The organism is Nonomuraea cypriaca (assembly GCF_015645445.1).
In the GTDB taxonomy this organism is placed as follows: domain Bacteria; phylum Actinomycetota; class Actinomycetes; order Streptosporangiales; family Streptosporangiaceae; genus Nonomuraea; species Nonomuraea cypriaca.
Map to the genome: position 1 here is coordinate 1 of NZ_JADOGI010000109.1, position 17,272 is coordinate 17,272.

General features: G+C 68.7%; 16 protein-coding genes. 8 read left to right on the top strand and 8 right to left on the bottom strand.

Annotated elements, in window-relative coordinates:
• Positions 1-101 precede the first annotated feature (101 nt).
• From efeO to ITP53_RS30715, 3 genes are all read right to left on the bottom strand, one after another.
• Positions 102-1,232, bottom strand: coding sequence for an iron uptake system protein EfeO (gene efeO / locus ITP53_RS30705; RefSeq protein WP_195898949.1), 1,131 nt, complete (start codon positions 1,230-1,232; stop codon positions 102-104).
• An 11-nt stretch (positions 1,233-1,243) separates the two neighbouring features.
• Positions 1,244-2,071: an iron uptake transporter permease EfeU gene (gene efeU / locus ITP53_RS30710; protein WP_195898950.1), complete on the bottom strand. Its 828-nt coding sequence runs from the start codon at positions 2,069-2,071 to the stop codon at positions 1,244-1,246.
• A 197-nt stretch (positions 2,072-2,268) separates the two neighbouring features.
• On the bottom strand, positions 2,269-3,828 hold the full coding sequence (locus ITP53_RS30715; protein WP_195898951.1) for a DUF4434 domain-containing protein: 1,560 nt from the start codon (positions 3,826-3,828) through the stop codon (positions 2,269-2,271).
• Positions 3,829-3,943: 115 nt separating this feature from the next.
• Between ITP53_RS30715 and ITP53_RS30720 the strand changes: the two genes are divergently transcribed.
• On the top strand, positions 3,944-4,738 hold the full coding sequence (locus tag ITP53_RS30720) for an SDR family NAD(P)-dependent oxidoreductase (protein ID WP_195898974.1): 795 nt from the start codon (positions 3,944-3,946) through the stop codon (positions 4,736-4,738).
• 27 nt (positions 4,739-4,765) lie between these two features.
• Here the strand turns inward: ITP53_RS30720 and ITP53_RS30725 are convergent, their stop codons facing one another.
• Positions 4,766-5,905, bottom strand: coding sequence for an FAD-dependent oxidoreductase (locus ITP53_RS30725; protein WP_195898952.1), 1,140 nt, complete (start codon positions 5,903-5,905; stop codon positions 4,766-4,768).
• A 98-nt stretch (positions 5,906-6,003) separates the two neighbouring features.
• On the opposite strand from ITP53_RS30725, the gene ITP53_RS30730 reads away from it, so the two are divergent.
• The 7 genes from ITP53_RS30730 to ITP53_RS30760 all read left to right on the top strand — a co-directional run bounded on the left by ITP53_RS30730 (position 6,004) and on the right by ITP53_RS30760 (position 12,632).
• Entirely contained in the window at positions 6,004-6,555 is a 552-nt protein-coding gene (locus ITP53_RS30730) for a TetR/AcrR family transcriptional regulator (protein ID WP_195898953.1), read from the top strand.
• Positions 6,556-6,654: 99 nt separating this feature from the next.
• Positions 6,655-7,749: an ABC transporter ATP-binding protein gene (locus ITP53_RS30735; RefSeq protein WP_207756627.1), complete on the top strand. Its 1,095-nt coding sequence runs from the start codon at positions 6,655-6,657 to the stop codon at positions 7,747-7,749.
• Positions 7,742-8,836 carry an ABC transporter ATP-binding protein gene (locus ITP53_RS30740; protein WP_195898954.1) on the top strand — a complete coding sequence of 365 codons (1,095 nt, stop codon included), beginning with the start codon at positions 7,742-7,744 and terminating at the stop codon, positions 8,834-8,836. Before ITP53_RS30735 ends, ITP53_RS30740 begins: the two co-directional genes overlap by 8 nt.
• Positions 8,833-9,753, top strand: coding sequence for a carbohydrate ABC transporter permease (locus tag ITP53_RS30745; RefSeq protein WP_195898955.1), 921 nt, complete (start codon positions 8,833-8,835; stop codon positions 9,751-9,753). Before ITP53_RS30740 ends, ITP53_RS30745 begins: the two co-directional genes overlap by 4 nt.
• Before the next feature lie 5 nt (positions 9,754-9,758).
• Positions 9,759-10,577, top strand: a complete 819-nt coding sequence (locus ITP53_RS30750; RefSeq protein ID WP_195898956.1) for a carbohydrate ABC transporter permease — start codon at positions 9,759-9,761, stop codon at positions 10,575-10,577.
• Between the two features lie 2 nt (positions 10,578-10,579).
• The gene (locus ITP53_RS30755) at positions 10,580-10,855 is read left to right on the top strand and encodes a DUF2160 domain-containing protein (protein WP_207756628.1); all 276 of its coding nucleotides are present in this window, start codon (positions 10,580-10,582) and stop codon (positions 10,853-10,855) included.
• 19 nt (positions 10,856-10,874) lie between these two features.
• A complete protein-coding gene (locus tag ITP53_RS30760; RefSeq protein ID WP_207756629.1) occupies positions 10,875-12,632 on the top strand; it encodes an ABC transporter substrate-binding protein in 1,758 nt (585 codons plus the stop codon).
• A 15-nt stretch (positions 12,633-12,647) separates the two neighbouring features.
• On the opposite strand, the gene ITP53_RS30765 is transcribed toward ITP53_RS30760, so the two are convergent.
• Genes ITP53_RS30765 through ITP53_RS30780 form a run of 4 tightly spaced genes read right to left on the bottom strand, consistent with a single transcriptional unit; the run spans position 12,648 to position 17,112 of the window.
• Positions 12,648-13,928, bottom strand: a complete 1,281-nt coding sequence (locus ITP53_RS30765) for a Gfo/Idh/MocA family protein (RefSeq protein ID WP_195898957.1) — start codon at positions 13,926-13,928, stop codon at positions 12,648-12,650.
• 21 nt (positions 13,929-13,949) lie between these two features.
• A complete protein-coding gene (locus ITP53_RS30770; protein WP_195898958.1) occupies positions 13,950-15,236 on the bottom strand; it encodes an ABC transporter substrate-binding protein in 1,287 nt (428 codons plus the stop codon).
• Between the two features lie 51 nt (positions 15,237-15,287).
• Positions 15,288-16,160, bottom strand: coding sequence for a carbohydrate ABC transporter permease (locus tag ITP53_RS30775; protein ID WP_195898959.1), 873 nt, complete (start codon positions 16,158-16,160; stop codon positions 15,288-15,290).
• Positions 16,144-17,112, bottom strand: a complete 969-nt coding sequence (locus ITP53_RS30780) for a carbohydrate ABC transporter permease (protein ID WP_195898960.1) — start codon at positions 17,110-17,112, stop codon at positions 16,144-16,146. Before ITP53_RS30780 ends, ITP53_RS30775 begins: the two co-directional genes overlap by 17 nt.
• Positions 17,113-17,272: the final 160 nt, after the last annotated feature.

A 17,272-nucleotide genomic window follows, 5' to 3' on the forward strand; every position in this document is an offset into this window, starting at 1 on the left:
GCGCGCCCTCGGGCGCGCTCTCGGGCGCGCTCTCGGGCGCGCTCTCGGAGGCGCCTCCCACGCGGTCGTCCTGCGCGCCGGTCATTGCGCCACGCCTCCCGCTACTTCGCGACGACGGGCGCGATCTCGCTGATCGGCTCGCCCAGTGCGTTGATCGCGTCCGACAACGTCTTCAGCTCGGCCTTGGACAGCTCGTTGTGCAGCCGCCAGCCGTCGCCCTTCCGGTGCGCCGCGAGCGCCGCCTCGGCCGCCGCGAACTTCTCGTCCAGCGTCTTGACCAGGTCAGGAGCCCGCTCCTCGAGGACGGGCCTGAGCGACTGTACGGCGGCCTCGGAGCCTTCGAGGTTGGCGGCGAAGTCCCACAGGTCGGTGTGCGACCAGATGTCCTCCTCGCCGGTGATCTTCCCGGTCGCGACCTCGTCGAGCAGCTCCTTGGCGCCGTTGGCCAGGTTGAGCGGGGTGAGGTCGGCGGCGTTCGCCTTGGCCACGATGGTCTTGACGTCGGCGATCAGCTTGTCGGCCACCGGCCCGTCCGCGCCGATGTCCTTGGTGATCCACAGATCCTTCTCGATCTTGTGGAAGCCGGTCCACTCCTCGCCCTCGGCCAGGTCGGCCTCGCGGGCGTCGATGGCCGGGTCCAGGTCGCCGAAGATCTCCGCCACGGGCTCGATGCGCTCCCAGTACGTACGCGACACCGGGAACAGCTCCTTGGCCTCCTCGATCCGCCCCGCCTTGACCGCGTCCACGAACTCCTGTGTCTTGACCAGCAGCGTGTCGCTCTGCGACTTGACGTATCGCTTGTAGCTCCCGACCGCCTCCGCGAGCTTGGCGTCCGCCGTGAGCGCCTTGTGCTCGCCGGTGACCTTGAGCGCGTTGCGGATGCCCTTGCCGACCATGCCGGGCTTGCACGCGGTCTCGTACGCGCCCGCCGGCAGCTCGGCGATCAGCTCCCTGGTCAGCCCGGGGACGATGTTCTCGACCTCCGCCATGACGCGGTCGCCGGGGGCGTACACGTAGAACTCCGTCACCTTGCTGCCGCCGTTCGTGATGGCGAACGTCGTGGTGCCCGCGGCCACCTCCGTCGCGGCGACCTCGCACGCGGTGTCGGAAGCGGCCACGGTGATCTTGCCGGGCGCGGCGGAGCCCGCCGGGGCGGAGGTCGCCCCCGAACCGCAGGCGGTCAGGACCGCCAGGGCGAGCACGCCGTACGACAGGTGGATCGCGGTACGCATGATGCTCCTGTTCATGCCGCTGTCGCGGGCACGGCCGGCTTCGCGCGCTGCGGGCGCAGGAAGAGGAAAAGGGTGGGAAGGAGGTAGACGGCCCAGGCCACGACCTCGGCGACGCTGGGCTGCGGGGTGATGTTGAGCAGGCCCGACAGCAGCGCGGCGTACCAGGAGTCGGCGGGCAGGACACCGCTGATGTCGAAGGCGTACGCGCTCAGGCCCGGCAGCACGCCGGCCTCCTGCAGATCGTGTACGCCGTACTTGAAGATGCCTGCGGCCACCAGGATCAGCAGCAGTCCCGTCCAGGTGAAGAACCTGGTCAGGTTGATCCTGATCGCGCTGCGGTAGATCGCCCAGCCGATGAGCACGGAGGTGAGCAGGCCCAGGCAGATCCCGATCAACGGCTCCGCTGTCGTGGCCGCGCTCTGCATGGAGGCGAAGAACAGCAGCGCCGTCTCCAGCCCCTCGCGGGCGACGGCCAGGAACGCCATCACGACCACCGCGGCCGAGCCCAGCTCGATCGCGCCGGAGAGCTTCTCCCGCAGCTCGCCCGAGATCGTCCGGGCCGCGCGCCGCATCCAGAAGATCATCCAGGTGACGAACGCGACGGCGAGCAGCGAGGCGATCGCCTCGAACAGCTCCTGCCCGGTGTAGGCGAGCCGCGCGGCGGTGAACGTCAGCAGCGCCCCGAACCCCACGGACAGCACGACGGCCGCGCCGACGCCGGTCCATACGTGCGCGAGCCGGTCCCTGCGATCGCTCTTGACGAGGAACGCGACGAGGACCGAGACGACGAGCGACGCCTCCAGACCTTCGCGCAGACCGATGAGATAACTGGCGAGCACCGAAAACTCCCCCTAACGTGAGGAAAGGCTAACCTAAGTTAGGTCAGCCTCCGGTGAAGCGCAAGCGTACGGGAGCGACAGTTCACCCTCACCGGTTGCGGGCGCCTCCGGTCCAGCGCCTGGGCTGGGCGGGGGTGGAGGTGACGATCCTCACTCCCGGGAGGGCGGTCAGGCGGCGGACGTCCTCGTGTCGGCGCTCACCTGGAGATCACGTAGGGGCTCGTGCTGGAGTGCCCGGCCTCGTTCGTGGCCGTGATGGAGGTCAGCGGGCCGGCGGGCGTGTACGGCGCCCAGGCGGATTCGAGCCTGCCACGTCCGTACCACTCCGGTCTGATGACCGTCCCCTGGACGCGCAGGGTGCCGCCGCGCAGGTTGTAGCCCTCGACGAGGATCCCGGGACGCCCGTTCATCTCCTTCTCCGAGGCGCTGACGATGATCGGCTGCTGCCACCCGCTCGCGATGTCGTCGGCCAGCGAGGGTGTGTCGTAGCGGGCCTGGCAGGTGAAGAACGGCTCCCAGCCGTACGAGATGATCTTCGAGGCGTGTGTTCCCGCGGCCATCACCTGCCGGTCGATGCGGGCCTTCGTGGTGCGTCCCCGCAGCGGCAGCGGCTCCACCCGTCCGCACTCGCCGGCCGCCGGCGTGGGCTCGAAGCCCTCCACGTTCACCCACAGCTCGACCCCGCCCGGCACGTGCCGCGCCGCCGCCTCGATGTAGTCGCGCGTGGCCCCGTAGTACGCCTCCCGGTAGCTCACCTCCCCCACCACGGGCACCAGCCGCGGCTCCACCGTGGCCGTGGACTCGTGCCCGCCGTACACCGGCACCTTCCCCGTCCCTCGCCCGTCCTGCACGGCGATCGCCATGGGCAGCCCGGCCCGCGTGCCCGCGATGTCCGCCATCCCGGCCTCCACCTGCGCGGGCGGGAACCCGCGGCCCCTGCGCGCGTCGATGTACGGGCTCACGACGATCCTCTTGCCCGGCAGCGCGGCGGCGACCACCTCGTGCTGGGCGGCGTAAAGGGCGATGATGGGATCCTTCTGCACGCGGTCGCGCGCGGCCAGCTCGAACGACTGGTAGACCCCGCCGAACGCCTTCGACGCCCCCCACCGTGTCCGGTAGTCGGCCAGCACCCGCGCGGTGAAGGCGTTGAGCGCGGCGGTGTGCGCGTGGTCGGGCTCCCACGGCTTGCCCTCCCGCTGCGGCGCGGCCGGCAGCCCGGGGAACACCGTCATCCCGTACGCCGCCGCCTCCGCCATCAGGTTGCCCAGCCCGTCGCCGTCGGTGGAGACGAGCACGAGATCATGCACCGGGTCGGAGCAGGAGGCGGCCAGCGACACCCGGTAGAAGACCCGGCCCCCACTCTCGATCCGCCGATCGATCCCCGGACACCGGAGCAGCCCCTTCCCGAACTCCTCACTGGTCGCATAGCTGTAAACCCGCCGGACCTCCTTCCCGGAGAGCCGCGCGCACGGCAGCCCGTCCACGACGCAGCCCGCGAGAGCGGGGTCCTCGCCCACGCTGAACCGGGGCCCGAACGTGATCAGCGTGTCCCCGCCGATCCCCCGGATCGCCGCCACCATCCGCCGCGTCACGCACGGGTCGGCACGCGGGATGACCCAGTAGCCGGTGACCGCGTAGGGGGCCGCCACCCGGGGATCGCGGGGCGGGCACTCCTCCTGCGCCGATTCAGTGCCGTCCGGCACGACCAGACCCGCCACGAAGGCGACCGCCACCACCAGCCACAGGATCTGCCGCACCCACGCCCCTTCCACGCCCCTCCCAGCCTACGCACCTGATCGCTTTCCCGGCGGGACCCCGGTGAGCACTGTGGAGAGGCGGATCGCGGACAATGGCGAGCGGGGGTACGACATCGTGCGAATCGATCTCAGCGGAAAGACGGCGCTCGTCACGGGCTCGACCCAGGGCATCGGGGCGGCCATCGCCACGGGGCTGGCGCGGGCCGGGGCCCGCGTCGGGATCAACGGGCGCGGCAGCGGCTCCGTCGCGTTCGCCATCAACCGGATGAGCGAGGAGCGGATGGCCGGCGACCTGGTCGCCGCGCCTGGCGACGTCTCCACGGACGAGGGCTGCGAACGCGTGCTGCGCTCGCTCCCCCAGGCCGACATCCTCGTCAACAACCTCGGGATCTTCGAGGCCAGGCCCGCCCTGGAGATCGGCGACGCGGAATGGCGCCGGTACTTCGAGGTCAACGTGCTGGCCGCGATCCGGCTCACCCGCGCGTACCTGCCCGGCATGATCCAGCGGGGCTGGGGCCGCGTCCAGTACATCGCCAGCGACTCCGCCGTCGTCATCCCCCTGGAGATGATCCACTACGGCATGTCCAAGACGGCGCTGCTGGCGGTTTCCAGGGGGTTCGCCAAGGAGGCGGCGGGCACCGGGGTGACGGTCAACTCGGTGATCGCCGGGCCGACGCACACCGGCGGCGTCGAGGAGTTCGTCTACCAACTCGTGGACCGGGGGCTGGCGTGGGAGGAGGCGCAGCGGGAGTTCATGCGCGAGCACCGTCCGCAGTCGCTGCTCCAGCGGCTGATCGAGCCCGAGGAGATCGCGAACATGGTGGCCTACCTCAGCTCGCCCCTCGCCTCCGCCACCACGGGCGCCGCGGTGCGGGTGGACGGCGGGTACATCGACGCCATCCTCCCCTGAGAGCGCGACGGGTGACGGCTGGGGAGGTCACCTGCGGTCGAGGCCGGACAGCTGCCAGGCCAGGCGGCGGCGTACGGCGGGGAGCCGGCCCGCCAGCCCGAGCACCAGGTTGCGCAGCGGGCGCAGGCTCGCCCGCGCGGTGGCCAGGGCCGTCAGCCTGCTCGCCAGCCCGACCACCTTCTCGGCGACCGGGCGGCGGGCGGCGGCGTAGGCGTCCAGCAGTTCGGGCGAGCCGCCTCCCAGCACCTTCGAGAGCGCCTCGCCGAGCGTGACGGCGTCCTCGATGCCGAGGTTCATGCCCTGTCCGCCGGCGGGCGAGTGCACGTGGGCCGCGTCGCCGGCGAGCAGGATCCGGCCGTCCCTGTAGGTGTCGGCGATGCGGTGGTGCACGCGGAAGCGCGAGCCCCAGATCACCTCCTTCACCACGGCCGGCACGGCCTCGGGGCCGCGGGTGTCGAGCAGCCGCTGCACGAACGCCGCGTCGGGCTCGTGCGGCGCCTCCGCCACGGTCGCCACGATCCGGTGCATGCCCCCTGGCAGCGGCGCGACGACCACCATGCCGTCGGGCGAGAAGTACAGGACGACCTCCTCGCGCGGCACGCCGCCGGTGAGCCGCACGTCGGCCAGGCTGAACGACTCGGCGTACGTGCCGCCGGCGAAGCCGATCCCGGCCTGCTCGCGTACGGTGCTGTGCATGCCGTCGGCGCCCACCAGGTAGGCGGCCCGCACCGAGCGCCCGTCGTCGAGAGTCGCGGTGACGCCGTCGGCGTCCTGCGCGATCGTGGTGACCCGCGCGGGCCGCAGCACCTCGCCGCCCAACTCCCGCAACCGCGCCAGCAGGAACGCCTCCGTGTCCGCCTGCGAGATCATCAGCGTGTACGGATACCGCGTCGGCAGCCCGTCGAACGCGACCGGCACCAGCAGCCGGTCCCGGTCGCGGATCGTGAACCTGGGCGTGTGCAGCCCGCGCCCGGTCAGCGCCTCGGCGACACCGTACGGCTCCAGCAGCTCCACCGTGCGCGAGTGGACGACGGCGGCCCTGGAGGTGTTCGCCCCCTCGGCCTGCCCGTCCACCACGACCACGTCGTGGCCGAGCCGGGTCAGGACGACGGCGGTCGTGAGCCCCGCGGGCCCGGCCCCGACGACGAGCACGTCTGTGCTGATCATGGTTCCTCCTCGGTAAGTCAACGTTCGTAGGCCAACACCTGTTGACGTTAGGACGGCGGGATTGGAATGTCAACAGGCGTTGGCCTACAGTTGTGGACATGAGGAGATCCTCCGAGGACACGAAGGCGGTCATCCTGGCCGCCGCCCGCGAGCGGTTCGCCGCCGACGGCTACGACCGGGCCACGATCAGGGCCATCGCCGCCGACGCGAACATCGACCCGGCCATGGTGATGCGTTATTTCGGCAGCAAGGAGCGCCTGTTCGCGACGGCCTGCGAGTTCGACCTGGAGCTGCCCGACCTGCAGGACATCCCGCGCGACGAGCTGGCCGCGACGCTGGTCCGCCACTTCCTGGAGCGCTGGGAGTCGGGCGAGACGCTGCAGATCCTGCTGCGGGCCGGGGTCACGAACGCGGCGGCGGCCGAGCGCCTGCGCGGGATCTTCGCCACGCAGCTCGTCCCCGTCATGACCGCGCTGGCCCCCGATCCGGCGGCGGCGCCCGTGCGCGCGGGATTGGTGGCGACACAAATGCTCGGAATGGCCCTATGCCGATATGTCCTGAATTTTCCTCCATTGGCCGCCATGACCAGGGAAGAAGTCGTCACGGCGATAGGCCCGACCGTTCACCGCTATCTCGGTCTCAGCGCGTAGAAAGCACTACCGCCACAGCGGCCACTGCCACACCACACGTGCTCTTTGCACGCAGTTGCAGATCATGTTAGATGGAGGGAGGCAGAGAGGACCGGCACAGTGACGCTGATTCTCGATGGCGTCTTCGTACGACAGCGCGGGGAGACCTGGCTCGACGACATTCGCCTGGAATTATCGAATGGAATGACCACGATCGTCGGCCCGATGAACGCCGGAAAGACGACATTGATGCGCGTCGCCGCCGGATTGCAGGCCCCCGATTCCGGCCGGGTGCTGGTCGACGGAAAAGACGTCACCGGGATTTCGGTGCGAAAACGTTCGGTCGGCTTCGTCTACCAGCAATTCATTAATTACCCCTCGCTGACCGTCTACGAGAACATCGCCTCACCGCTCCGCCTCGACCGCCGCTTCGCCCGCGACGGGATCGACCGCAGGGTCCGCGAGGTGGCCGAGCTCATGGGCATCGCCGGCCTGCTCGCCCGCCGGCCCGCCGAGTTGTCGGGCGGCCAGCGGCAGCGCACCGCGATCGCCCGCGCGCTGGCCCGGCCCGTGGACCTGCTGCTCCTCGACGAGCCCCTGGCCAACCTCGACTTCAAGCTGCGCGAACAACTCCGCGCCGACCTGAAGACCATGTTCGGCGACTCGCCGCACGGCGTGGTCGTCTACGCCACGGCCGACCCGAACGAGGCGCTGACGTTCGCCGCGCCCACTGTCGTCCTCGGCGCGGGCCGGATCCAGCACGTGGGCGACGTGGCCGGCATGTACGCCCGCCCGCCGTCGCTGACCGTCGCGGCGACGCTCAGCGACCCGCCGCTCAACCTGCTGCCCGGCGTCGTACGCGACGGCCGGATCGAGTGCCTCGGCACCTCCTTCCCCGCGCCCCGCGCGCACGCCTCAGGACGTACCGTCATGCTGGGCATCCGCCCCCACCAGGTGACGATCACCCGCGACGGGCCGGACGCGCTGGAGTTGCCTGCCGAGATCAGGCTCGCCGAGGTGACCGGCAGCGCGACGTTCCTGCACCTGCTCCTCCAGGGACGCCACCACCTGGTCGCCCACCTGGCGGGCACCCGGCGGTTCACGCCCGGCGAGTCCGCGCTCGCGTACGTGGACCCCGCGCATGTCTTCGTCTTCGACGAGGACGGCGGGCGACTGCTCGCCACCAGCGCCGCGGAGGTCGACCTGCATGGCTGACATCCGGCTCGAAGGCGTCGGGCACAGCTACGACGGCGGCGAGACGTGGGCGCTCAAGCCGATGACGTGGACCTGGCGGAGCGCGCGGGCGTACGCGCTGCTCGGGCCGAGCGGCTGCGGCAAGACCACACTCCTGAACATCGTCTCGGGGCTCATCACGCCCACGACCGGCCGGATCTGGTTCGACGACCGCGAGGTCACCGGCGTGCCCACGGCGGGCCGCAACATCGCGCAGGTCTTCCAGTTCCCCGTCCTGTACGAGGAGATGACGGTCTACGACAACCTGGCCTTCCCGCTCCGCAACAGGAAGGTGCCGAAGCGGGAGATCGACCTGCGCGTCCGCGAGGTGTCCCGGCTGCTCGGCCTCGACCAGGTCCTGCGCCGCAGGTCACGCAGGCTGGACCCGGGCCGTCAGCAGATCGTCAGCCTGGGCCGCGGCCTGGTGCGGTCCCAGGTGGCCGCGGTCCTGCTGGACGAGCCGCTCACCGTCGTCGATCCGGCGCTGAAGTGGACGCTGCGCAGCAAGCTCAAGGAGATCCACCGCGACACCGGCCACACGCTGATCTACGTCACGCACGACCAGACGGAGGCGCTGACGTTCGCCGACGAGGTGGTGGTGCTCAACGACGGGGCGATCGTGCAGGCCGGCGAGCCGGCGGAGCTGTTCCTGTCGCCCGCCCACGAGTTCGTCGGGCACTTCATCGGGTCGCCGGGGATGAACGTGTTACCCGCCGAGATCGTCGGCGACGTCGTACGCGTCGGGCGGGAGGACGTGGGGGCGGCTCCAGGCGGCCTGCCGGACGGGCCGGTGCGGATCGGGGTGCGGCCCGAGTTCGTCAGGATCACGGGCACCCGGACCTCGCCCGGCGTGGCGGCCAAGGTGACCGGGATCGACCGCATGGGGGCATACGACCTGGTCCACGCCCGGGTCGGCGAGCACGACCTGATCGCCAAGACCGAGGCGGACTCGGCGTACCTGCCGGACGCGGTCGAGTTCCTGCACTTCCCCGCCGACCGGACGTTCCTGTTCCGCGACGAGGTCAGGTGCGGCTCGCTCGCGCCGCTGAACGGAAGGGGCCAAGGATGATCACGGACGCGCCCGCCGAGGCCCCGCGGGACGCGGAGGAGCGGCGCGCTCCGGACGTGAAGCGGAAGAACAACCGGGCCTGGTGGCTCGTCCTGCCGGTGGTCGTGTCGGTGGCGTTCACGGCGGTGATCCCGCTGATGACCGTGGTCAACTTCTCGGTGCAGGACATCTTCAGCCCCAACGACCGGATCTTCGTCGGCCTGGAGTGGTTCCGGTCGATCTCGCGCGATCCCGAGGTGCGCGCCGCGTTCGTACGCACGCTGCTGTTCTCCGCGCAGGTGCTGCTGCTGGAGATCCCCCTCGGCGTGGCGCTCGCCGTGTCGATGCCGCGCCGCGGCGTCTGGGTGTCGGTGGCGCTGGTGCTGGTCGCGCTGCCGCTGCTCATCCCGTGGAACGTGGTCGGCACGATCTGGCAGATCTTCGCCCGCGGCGACATCGGGCTCGGCGGCTGGGCGATCAACAACGTGCTCGGGATCAACTTCAACTACACGCTCGACTCGACGGACGCCTGGATCACCGTTCTGGTCATGGACGTGTGGCACTGGACACCGCTGGTGGCGCTGCTGGCGTACGCGGGGCTGCGCTCGATCCCCGAGCCGTACTTCCAGGCCGCCCAGATCGACGGGGCCTCGGCGTGGGCCACGTTCCGGCACATCCAACTGCCCAGGCTGCGCGGGGTGCTGACGATCGCGATCCTACTCAGGTTCATGGACAGCTTCATGATCTACACCGAGCCGTTCGTGGTGACGGGCGGCGGGCCGGGGAACGCGACCTCGTTCCTCAGCATCCTGCTGTCGAAGATCGCGGTCGGTCAGTTCGACCTGGGGCCGGCGGGCGCGTTCTCGCTGCTCTACTTCCTGATCGTGCAGATCCTCTGCTACGTCTTCTTCACAGTGCTGACCAGGGCCGGGAGGTGACCCCGATGAGGCACACCGGGCGGCGGCTCCCGTGGGCGCGCACGGTCTTCTGGCTCTACGTGGCCACGCTCATGCTGCCGCTGCTGTGGATGTTCGGCATGTCGATCCGGCCGAACGAGGACATCCTCGGCAGTTTCTCGCTCATTCCACAGCGGGTGACGTTCGACAACTACGCCACCTTCTTCGGCGACTCCGCCTGGTATTCGAGCTACCTCAACTCCATCGTCTACACCTCGATGAACGCGGTGATGTCGCTCATCGTGGCGTTGCCCGCGGCGTACGCCTTCTCGCGCTTCCGCTTCGCCGGGGACAAGCATCTGTTCTTCTGGCTGCTGACGAACCGGATGGCGCCGCCCGCGGTGTTCCTGCTGCCGTTCTTCCAGATTTACCAGAGCGTCGGCCTCTTCGACACGCATCTCGGCGTGGCCATCGCACACATGCTGTTCAACGTCCCGCTCGCCGTCTGGATTCTCGAGGGCTTCATGTCGGGAATTCCCCGGGAAATAGACGAGACCGCCGCGATAGACGGCTATTCGCTGCCGCGGTTCTTCGTCCGGATATTCCTGCCGATGATCCGGTCCGCCATCGGGGTGACCGCGTTCTTCTGCTTCATGTTCAGCTGGGTCGAACTGCTGATCGCACGGACCATCACGTCGGTGAACGCCAAACCGATCGCCGCGACGATGACGAGAACGGTGAGCGCCGCGGGCGTGGACTGGGGCCTGCTCGCCACGGCGGGCGTGCTGACGATCGTGCCCGGCGCGATCGTCATCTGGTTCGTCCGCAACTACATCGCCAGGGGCTTCGCCATGGGGAGGGTGTAGCCGTGCTCGAGTGGATGGTGTGGACCGGCCCCACGGCCCTGGTGTTCGCCGGGCTCGCCCTGCTGCTGATCGTCATGGCGGTCTGGGCCCGCCTCTCCCCTCCCGTGGCCAGGCGGGGTTTCCTGCGCATCGAGACCGACCGGGGGGACCGGCTGTACATCGGCCTGATCAGCGCCGCCGTCGTACTGGCCGGCTGGATCGCCGTGACCGACCTGTCCATGTGGCTCGCGCTCGGCTGCGCGGTGCTGGTGGCGGTCGTGATCGGGAAATGGGGCTAACAGAAGAGGAGACCAAGCGATGAGGGCAACCAGGTCCGCGGCCGCAGGTCTGACCGCGGTCGTCGTGATGGCGGCGGGCTGCACCCAGAGCGCCGAGCGGCCGGCCAGCGACTTCAGGGAGGCCGACGGCAGGGCGGCGGCACAGCGGTGGGTGTCGGAGGAGTTCACGCCGAGCACGCTGTCCAGGGACCAGCAACTCGCGGAGATGGAGTGGTTCATCAAGGCCGCGGCGCCGTACCGGGGCATGCAGATCAACGTGGTGTCCGAGACGATCACCACCCACGAGTACGAGTCGCGGCAACTGGCCAAGGCGTTCACCGAGATCACCGGGATCAGGATCAAGCACGACCTGATCCAGGAGGGTGACGTCGTCGAGAAGCTCCAGACCCAGATCCAGGGCGACCAGAACATCTACGACGCGTACGTCAACGACTCCGACCTCATCGGCACCCACTCACGCGGCGACTACGTGATCCCGCTGTCCGACTACATGGCCGGCGAGGGCAAGAACGTCACCTCGCCCACCCTGGACCTGGACGACTTCATCGGCATCAGCTTCACCACCGGCCCTGACAAGAAGATCTACCAGTTGCCCGACCAGCAGTTCGCGAACCTCTACTGGTTCCGCTACGACTGGTTCACCGACCCGGAGATCAAGAAACAGTTCAGGGACGCGTACGGCTACGACCTCGGCGTCCCGGTCAACTGGGCGGCCTACGAGGACATCGCCGACTTCTTCACCAACAAGGTCAACGGCAACGGCACCATCGACGGCACGAAGGTCTACGGTCACATGGACTACGGCAGGAAGGACCCGTCGCTGGGCTGGCGCTTCACCGACGCCTGGCTGTCCATGGCCGGCAACGGCGACGCGGGCTCCCCCAACGGCCTGCCGGTGGACGAGTGGGGCATCAGGGTCGAGAACTGCCGCCCGGTCGGCTCGTCCGTCACCCGTGGCGGCGACGTCAACGGCCCCGCCTCGGTCTACGCACTCACCAAGTACGTCGACTGGCTGAAGAAGTACGCCCCCAAGGAGGCGGCGGGCATGAACTTCAGCGAGTCGGGCCCGGTCCCCGCGCAGGGCCACATCGCCCAGCAGGTCTTCTGGTACACCTCGTTCACGGCCGACATGACCAAGCCTGGGCTGCCGGTCGTCAACAGCGACGGCACCCCCAAGTGGCGCATCGCGCCGAGCCCGCACGGCGCGTACTGGAAGGAGGGCAACAAGCTCGGCTACCAGGACGCCGGCGCGTGGACGCTGCTGCGGAACACACCGCAGGACCGCAGGGCCGCCGCCTGGCTGTACGCGCAGTTCGTCACGTCGAAGACGGTGTCGCTGAAGAAGTCGATCGCCGGGCTGACGTTCATCCGCGACTCCGACATCAGGAGCGACTACTTCGCCGAGAACTCCGCCGACTACGGCGGCCTCATCGAGTTCTACGGCTCACCGGCGCGCGAGCAGTGGACCCCGACCGGGACGAACGTGCCCGACTACCCCAGGCTGGCCCAGCTCTGGTGGCAGAACGTGGCCACCGCCGTCACGGGCGAGACCACGGCCCAGCAGTCGATGGACAACCTGGCCAAGCAGCAGGACGACATCCTGTCCCGGCTGGAGCGGCGCGGCGGCGACTGCGCGCCGAAGCTCAACCCGGAACGCGACGCCCAGTTCTGGTACGACCAGCCCGGCGCCCCCGCGCCCAAACTGGCCGACGAGCGCGGCAAGCCCGCCACGCTCGACTACGACGAACTCATCGCCCAGTGGAAGGCAGGCAACTGACCATCTAAGGCAAGATCAGCGAAGACGGGTCCCGTCGTCTACCAGGTGTACGGGAGCGCCGGTGCGTGCGGCGGTGGTGGCGGCGACGCCCGTCAGTACGCTGCGGATGCCGTCGCGGTAGCCGGCCTGCCTGGCCAGTGGGTCGTCGTCCGGGCCGCGGAAGACGTCGTTCAGCAGCAGCCGGTCACCGCCGCCGTGCCCGCCCGCCCCGCGCTCGATGGGCACCTCCTCCGGCTGGCTCCAGTGCCGGCGCAGCGTGAGCCGCTCCCACGACCCGGCCGCGTGCTCCTTCGACGCGGCGCTCGGGTCGATGGCGGCGTGCGGCGGCGTCCACTCCCGCTCGACCACGTCCAGCTCCAGCCGCCCCGCCGTGCCGTTGAACGCCACGCGGTAGCCCTCCCAGGGGGCGTGGGCGTGCAGCGAGTACGTCAGGACGGCCCGGTTGGAGTAGCGCACCAGCACGGACATGTTGTCGTCGATGGTGATGCCCTCGCCGAAGACGTCCTGGTCGCGGATGTAGCCGTCCTCGTGCTCGGCGTCCAGGTAGAGCCGCTTCAGCCGGGGATCGGCGGAGATGTCCAGGATGAACGGGTCCGTGCCGAGGCCCGGGGCGCCCTGCCCACGCTCGGGGCGCTGCGCGAGGCCGCGCTTCCTGGCGTTCTCCGCGCCGTAGAAACGCAGGTCGGTCTGGGCGAAGACGAGCTCGGGAGCGGCGTCGATCCACCAGTTGACCAGGTCGAAGTGGTGAGTGGACTTGTGCACGAGCAGCCCGCCGGAGTTGGCCCGCTCACGGTGCCAGCGGCGGAAGTAGTCGGCGCCGTGGATGGTGTCCAGCATCCACTCGAAGTGCACGGAGGTCACCTCGCCGATGGCGCCCTCCATGAGCACGCGGCGCACCGCCGAGTTGCGGGGTGAGTAGCGGTAGTTGAAGGTGACGATCAGCTTGCCGCTGCTGCGCTCGGCCGCGGCGGCGATGGCCGCGCAGCCCTCGGCGTCGACGGTGAGCGGTTTCTCCACGATGACGTCACGTCCCGCGTCGAGCGCCGCGCACACGTAACGCGCGTGCGTGGCGTCGACGGTCGTGACGATGACCGCGTCGGCGAGCTCGAGCACCTTGCCGAACTCTCCTGGCGCGAAGCACGGCACCTCGTGACCGATCCGCTCGACGTAGTAGTCCATGCGGGTGCGGTTGCCGTCGCACAGGGCGGCGATGGTGCCGGCGTCGCGCCACTCGCCGAGCAGCGCGTCGACGTACATCTGCGCGCGGTGCCCGAGCCCGACGAACGCGTACTTCATGTGTCTCCTTCGTACGTGAGGTCAGCCCGCGATGGCGGCGTTGACCTCAGTGATCATTTTCTGTGCGGCGTCGTCCGGGGTCATCCGGCCGAACATGACCTCTTCCGAGTACCGCGTGAGGATGTCCTCCATGGCGCTGGCGCCCTTCGGCGGGGCGGCGGGCGGGTCGGCCAGCTCACCCTTCACCTCGTCGAGGAAGTCCAGCATCTTGATGTCGGTGGACGGCAGCTTGTCCCGGACCGCCGCCAGCACCTTGGAGCTGGCCGGCAGGCCGCGGTCGCTGAGGATGAACGCCCCCGCCTCCGGGGCGTTGATCATGTAGTCGATGAACTTGGCCGCCTCGGCCGGGTACTCACTCTTGGCCGAGGCGGTGTAGAGCATCGCAGGCTGCAGGAACATGCCGCCGGTGGTGGCGCCCTCCGCCTTCGGCATCCGCAGCAGGCTCACGTCCTGGCCGGATGCCGTGTTGATCGCGTTGAGCTGGTTGCTCCACCACATGCCCATCGCGCCGGTGTTGGTCCCGAGCAGCGACTGGTCCACGCTCTGGGCGCCGATCTCGGCGCTCTTCGAGGCTTCCGGCGTGCCCTTGGTCTTGATCAGGTTGGTCATGACCGCCCACCACGCCTTGATCGTGTCAGGCGTGATGCCCAGCTTGTTGCCCTGGTAGATGGGCTCGCCCCGCTGGGCGGCGAAGATCTCGAGGTAGGCGGGGTTCCAGCTCAGCTGGGTGCCGTTGATCTTGCCGCCGCTCCCGCTAGTGATCTTGGAGGCCAGGTCGACGTAGTCCTCCCAGCTCCACGTGGTGTCGTCGGGCAGCTTCTCCCCCGCCTGCTCGACCAGCGCCGGGTTGACGACCAGGGAGAAGGCGTTGACGCCGGTGGGGATGGCGTACTGCTTGCCGTCGACGGCGCCGGTGGTCAGCACCTTGGCGTCGATGTCCGCGGTGTTGACCTTGCCGGCCAGGTCGGCCAGAGTGCCGCGGTCGGCGTATTCACGCAGACCGCGGATCTCTATGGTGATGACGTCGGGCGCGTCGTTGGCCGCGACCTTCGTGGACAGCGTCTCGTAGTAGCTGCCGAAGTCGGAGAACTCACCCTCGACGTCGATGGTGGGGTTCTTCGCCTCGAAGTCCTTGATGGCCTGTTCGGTCATCTTCTGGCGGGCGTCGCTGCCCCAGTAGGAGAAGCGCAGCTTGATCTTGCCGTCGGCGGTCTCGCCACCGCCGCTTCCGCCGCCGCAGGCCGCGGTGACCGCCAGCACAGCGGTGGCGAGCAGGGCCGCCGACCACATCTTCTTGCCAGAGCTCACGGCTCTACCTCCTAGGGGATCTTTGGTTGGGGGGTGTTGGGGGGTGGAGGACTACTTCAGTCCCGTGGTGGCCACACCACGGATCAGGTACTTCTGGCCGGCCAGGAAGAAGCCGAAGATCGGGCCCAGTGCGATGATCGACATGGCGAACATCGGACCCCACGACGACTCCCCGCTGGAATCGAGGAACGTACGCAGTGCGACCGGGACGGTGAAGTTGTCCGGGTTGTTGAGGTAAAGAAGCTGGCTGAGGAAGTCGTTCCACGTCCAGATGAACGTGAAGATCGCCGTCGTGGCCAGGGCCGGCATGCACAGCGGCATGACGACTCTCATGAAGATGCGCCAGTAGCCCGCTCCGTCGATCTCGGCCGCCTCGTCCAGTTCCCTGGGAAGCGTACGGATGAACTGGACCATGAGGAAGATGAAGAACGCGTCCGTCGCGAGCATCTTCGGCAGCACCAGCGGCCAGATCGTGTTGATCAGGTCGAGCTCGGAGAACATGATGTACTGCGGCACGATCACCACGTGGTGCGGCAGCATGATCGTGCCCAGCATGATCGCGAACCAGAACCTCTTCAGCGGGAAGTTCAGCCGGGCGAAGGAGTAGGCCGCCAGCGAGCAGGCCACCAGGTTCGCCACCACCGACACCGCCGTGACCACCGCCGAGTTCCACAGGTAGTAGCCGAACGGGTGCTTCAGCGCCGTCCAGCCCTCGGTGTAGTTCTCGAAGGTGACCTCACTGGGCCACAGCCCCGGCTCACGGAAGATCAGCCCCTCCGGCTTGAGCGAACTGGAGACCATCCACATCAGCGGATACAGCATGACCAGGCCGAAGCCGATCAGCAGCAGATGCTTGAGCAGCCGGCCGCCGTTCCTGGGCAGCGGCCGGAACAGGAAGGGGACGGCCCTACTTGGTGTCGCCATAGAAGACCCAATACTTTGAGGCGAGGAAATTCACTCCGGTCAGGGCGGCGATGATGACGAGCAGGACCCACGCCATCGCCGCGGCGTAACCCATGTCGTAGCTCTTGAAACCCTGCAAATAGAGGTAGAGCGTGTAGAAGAGGGTCGAGTCGGCCGGGCCGCCGCTGCCGTTGCTGACGATGAACGACTGCGTGAACGACTGGAACGACTTGATGACCTCCAGCACCAGGTTGAAGAAGATGATCGGCGTGAGCAGCGGCAGCGTGATCGAGCGGAACTGGCGGACGATCCCCGCGCCGTCCACCGCCGCCGCCTCGTAGTAGCTGGCCGGGATCTGCCGCAGGCCGGCCAGGAAAATGATCATGGGAGCGCCGAAGGTCCACACATGCAGAATGATCAACGTGCCGAGCGCGTAGTCCGGGTGGGCCACCCAGCCGGGCGCTTCGATGCCGAACATCCCGAGCACCGCGTTGACCAGCCCCTCGGCGCCGAAGACCTTGCGCCACAGGATCGCGATCGCGACGCTGCCGCCCAGCAACGAGGGCAGGTAGAAGATCGAGCGATAGAAGGACAGGCCGCGCAGGCCCCGGTCGAGCACCAGTGCCAGCAGCAGCGCGAAGGCCAGCTGCAGCGGCACCGACACGACCACGTAGATGGTGGTCACCTGGAGCGAGTTGATGAACCTCGGGTCCTCGGTGAACATCCTGGTGTAGTTGTCCAGGCCGATCCACTTGGCCTCCTCCAGGAGGCTGTAGTCGGTGAAGGACAGGTAGAGCGAGGCGAAGATCGGACCGACCGTGATGACGAGCAGGCCGACGAACCAGGGCGCCAGGAAGAGGTAGGCGGCCCACGCCTCACGGCGGGAACGTTTGGTGGAGCGGTGACTGCCGCGTGCGGGTTCGGTCGCCGCGCCCTGCGGTGCTTGGGGTTTCACCGCCACCGAGTCAGCCATGACGGAACTCTTTCGTCATCACGGACCTTCCGGCGAAATGTGAATGGATAGCGCTTTCCTATAGCCGCCGGGAAAGTTACGTCAACCCTTTGCAGGCGTTACATAGCCGTTGCCGATATATCGGTACGACGTTCTCGCAGGTGACGGACTCGGGTCCCAA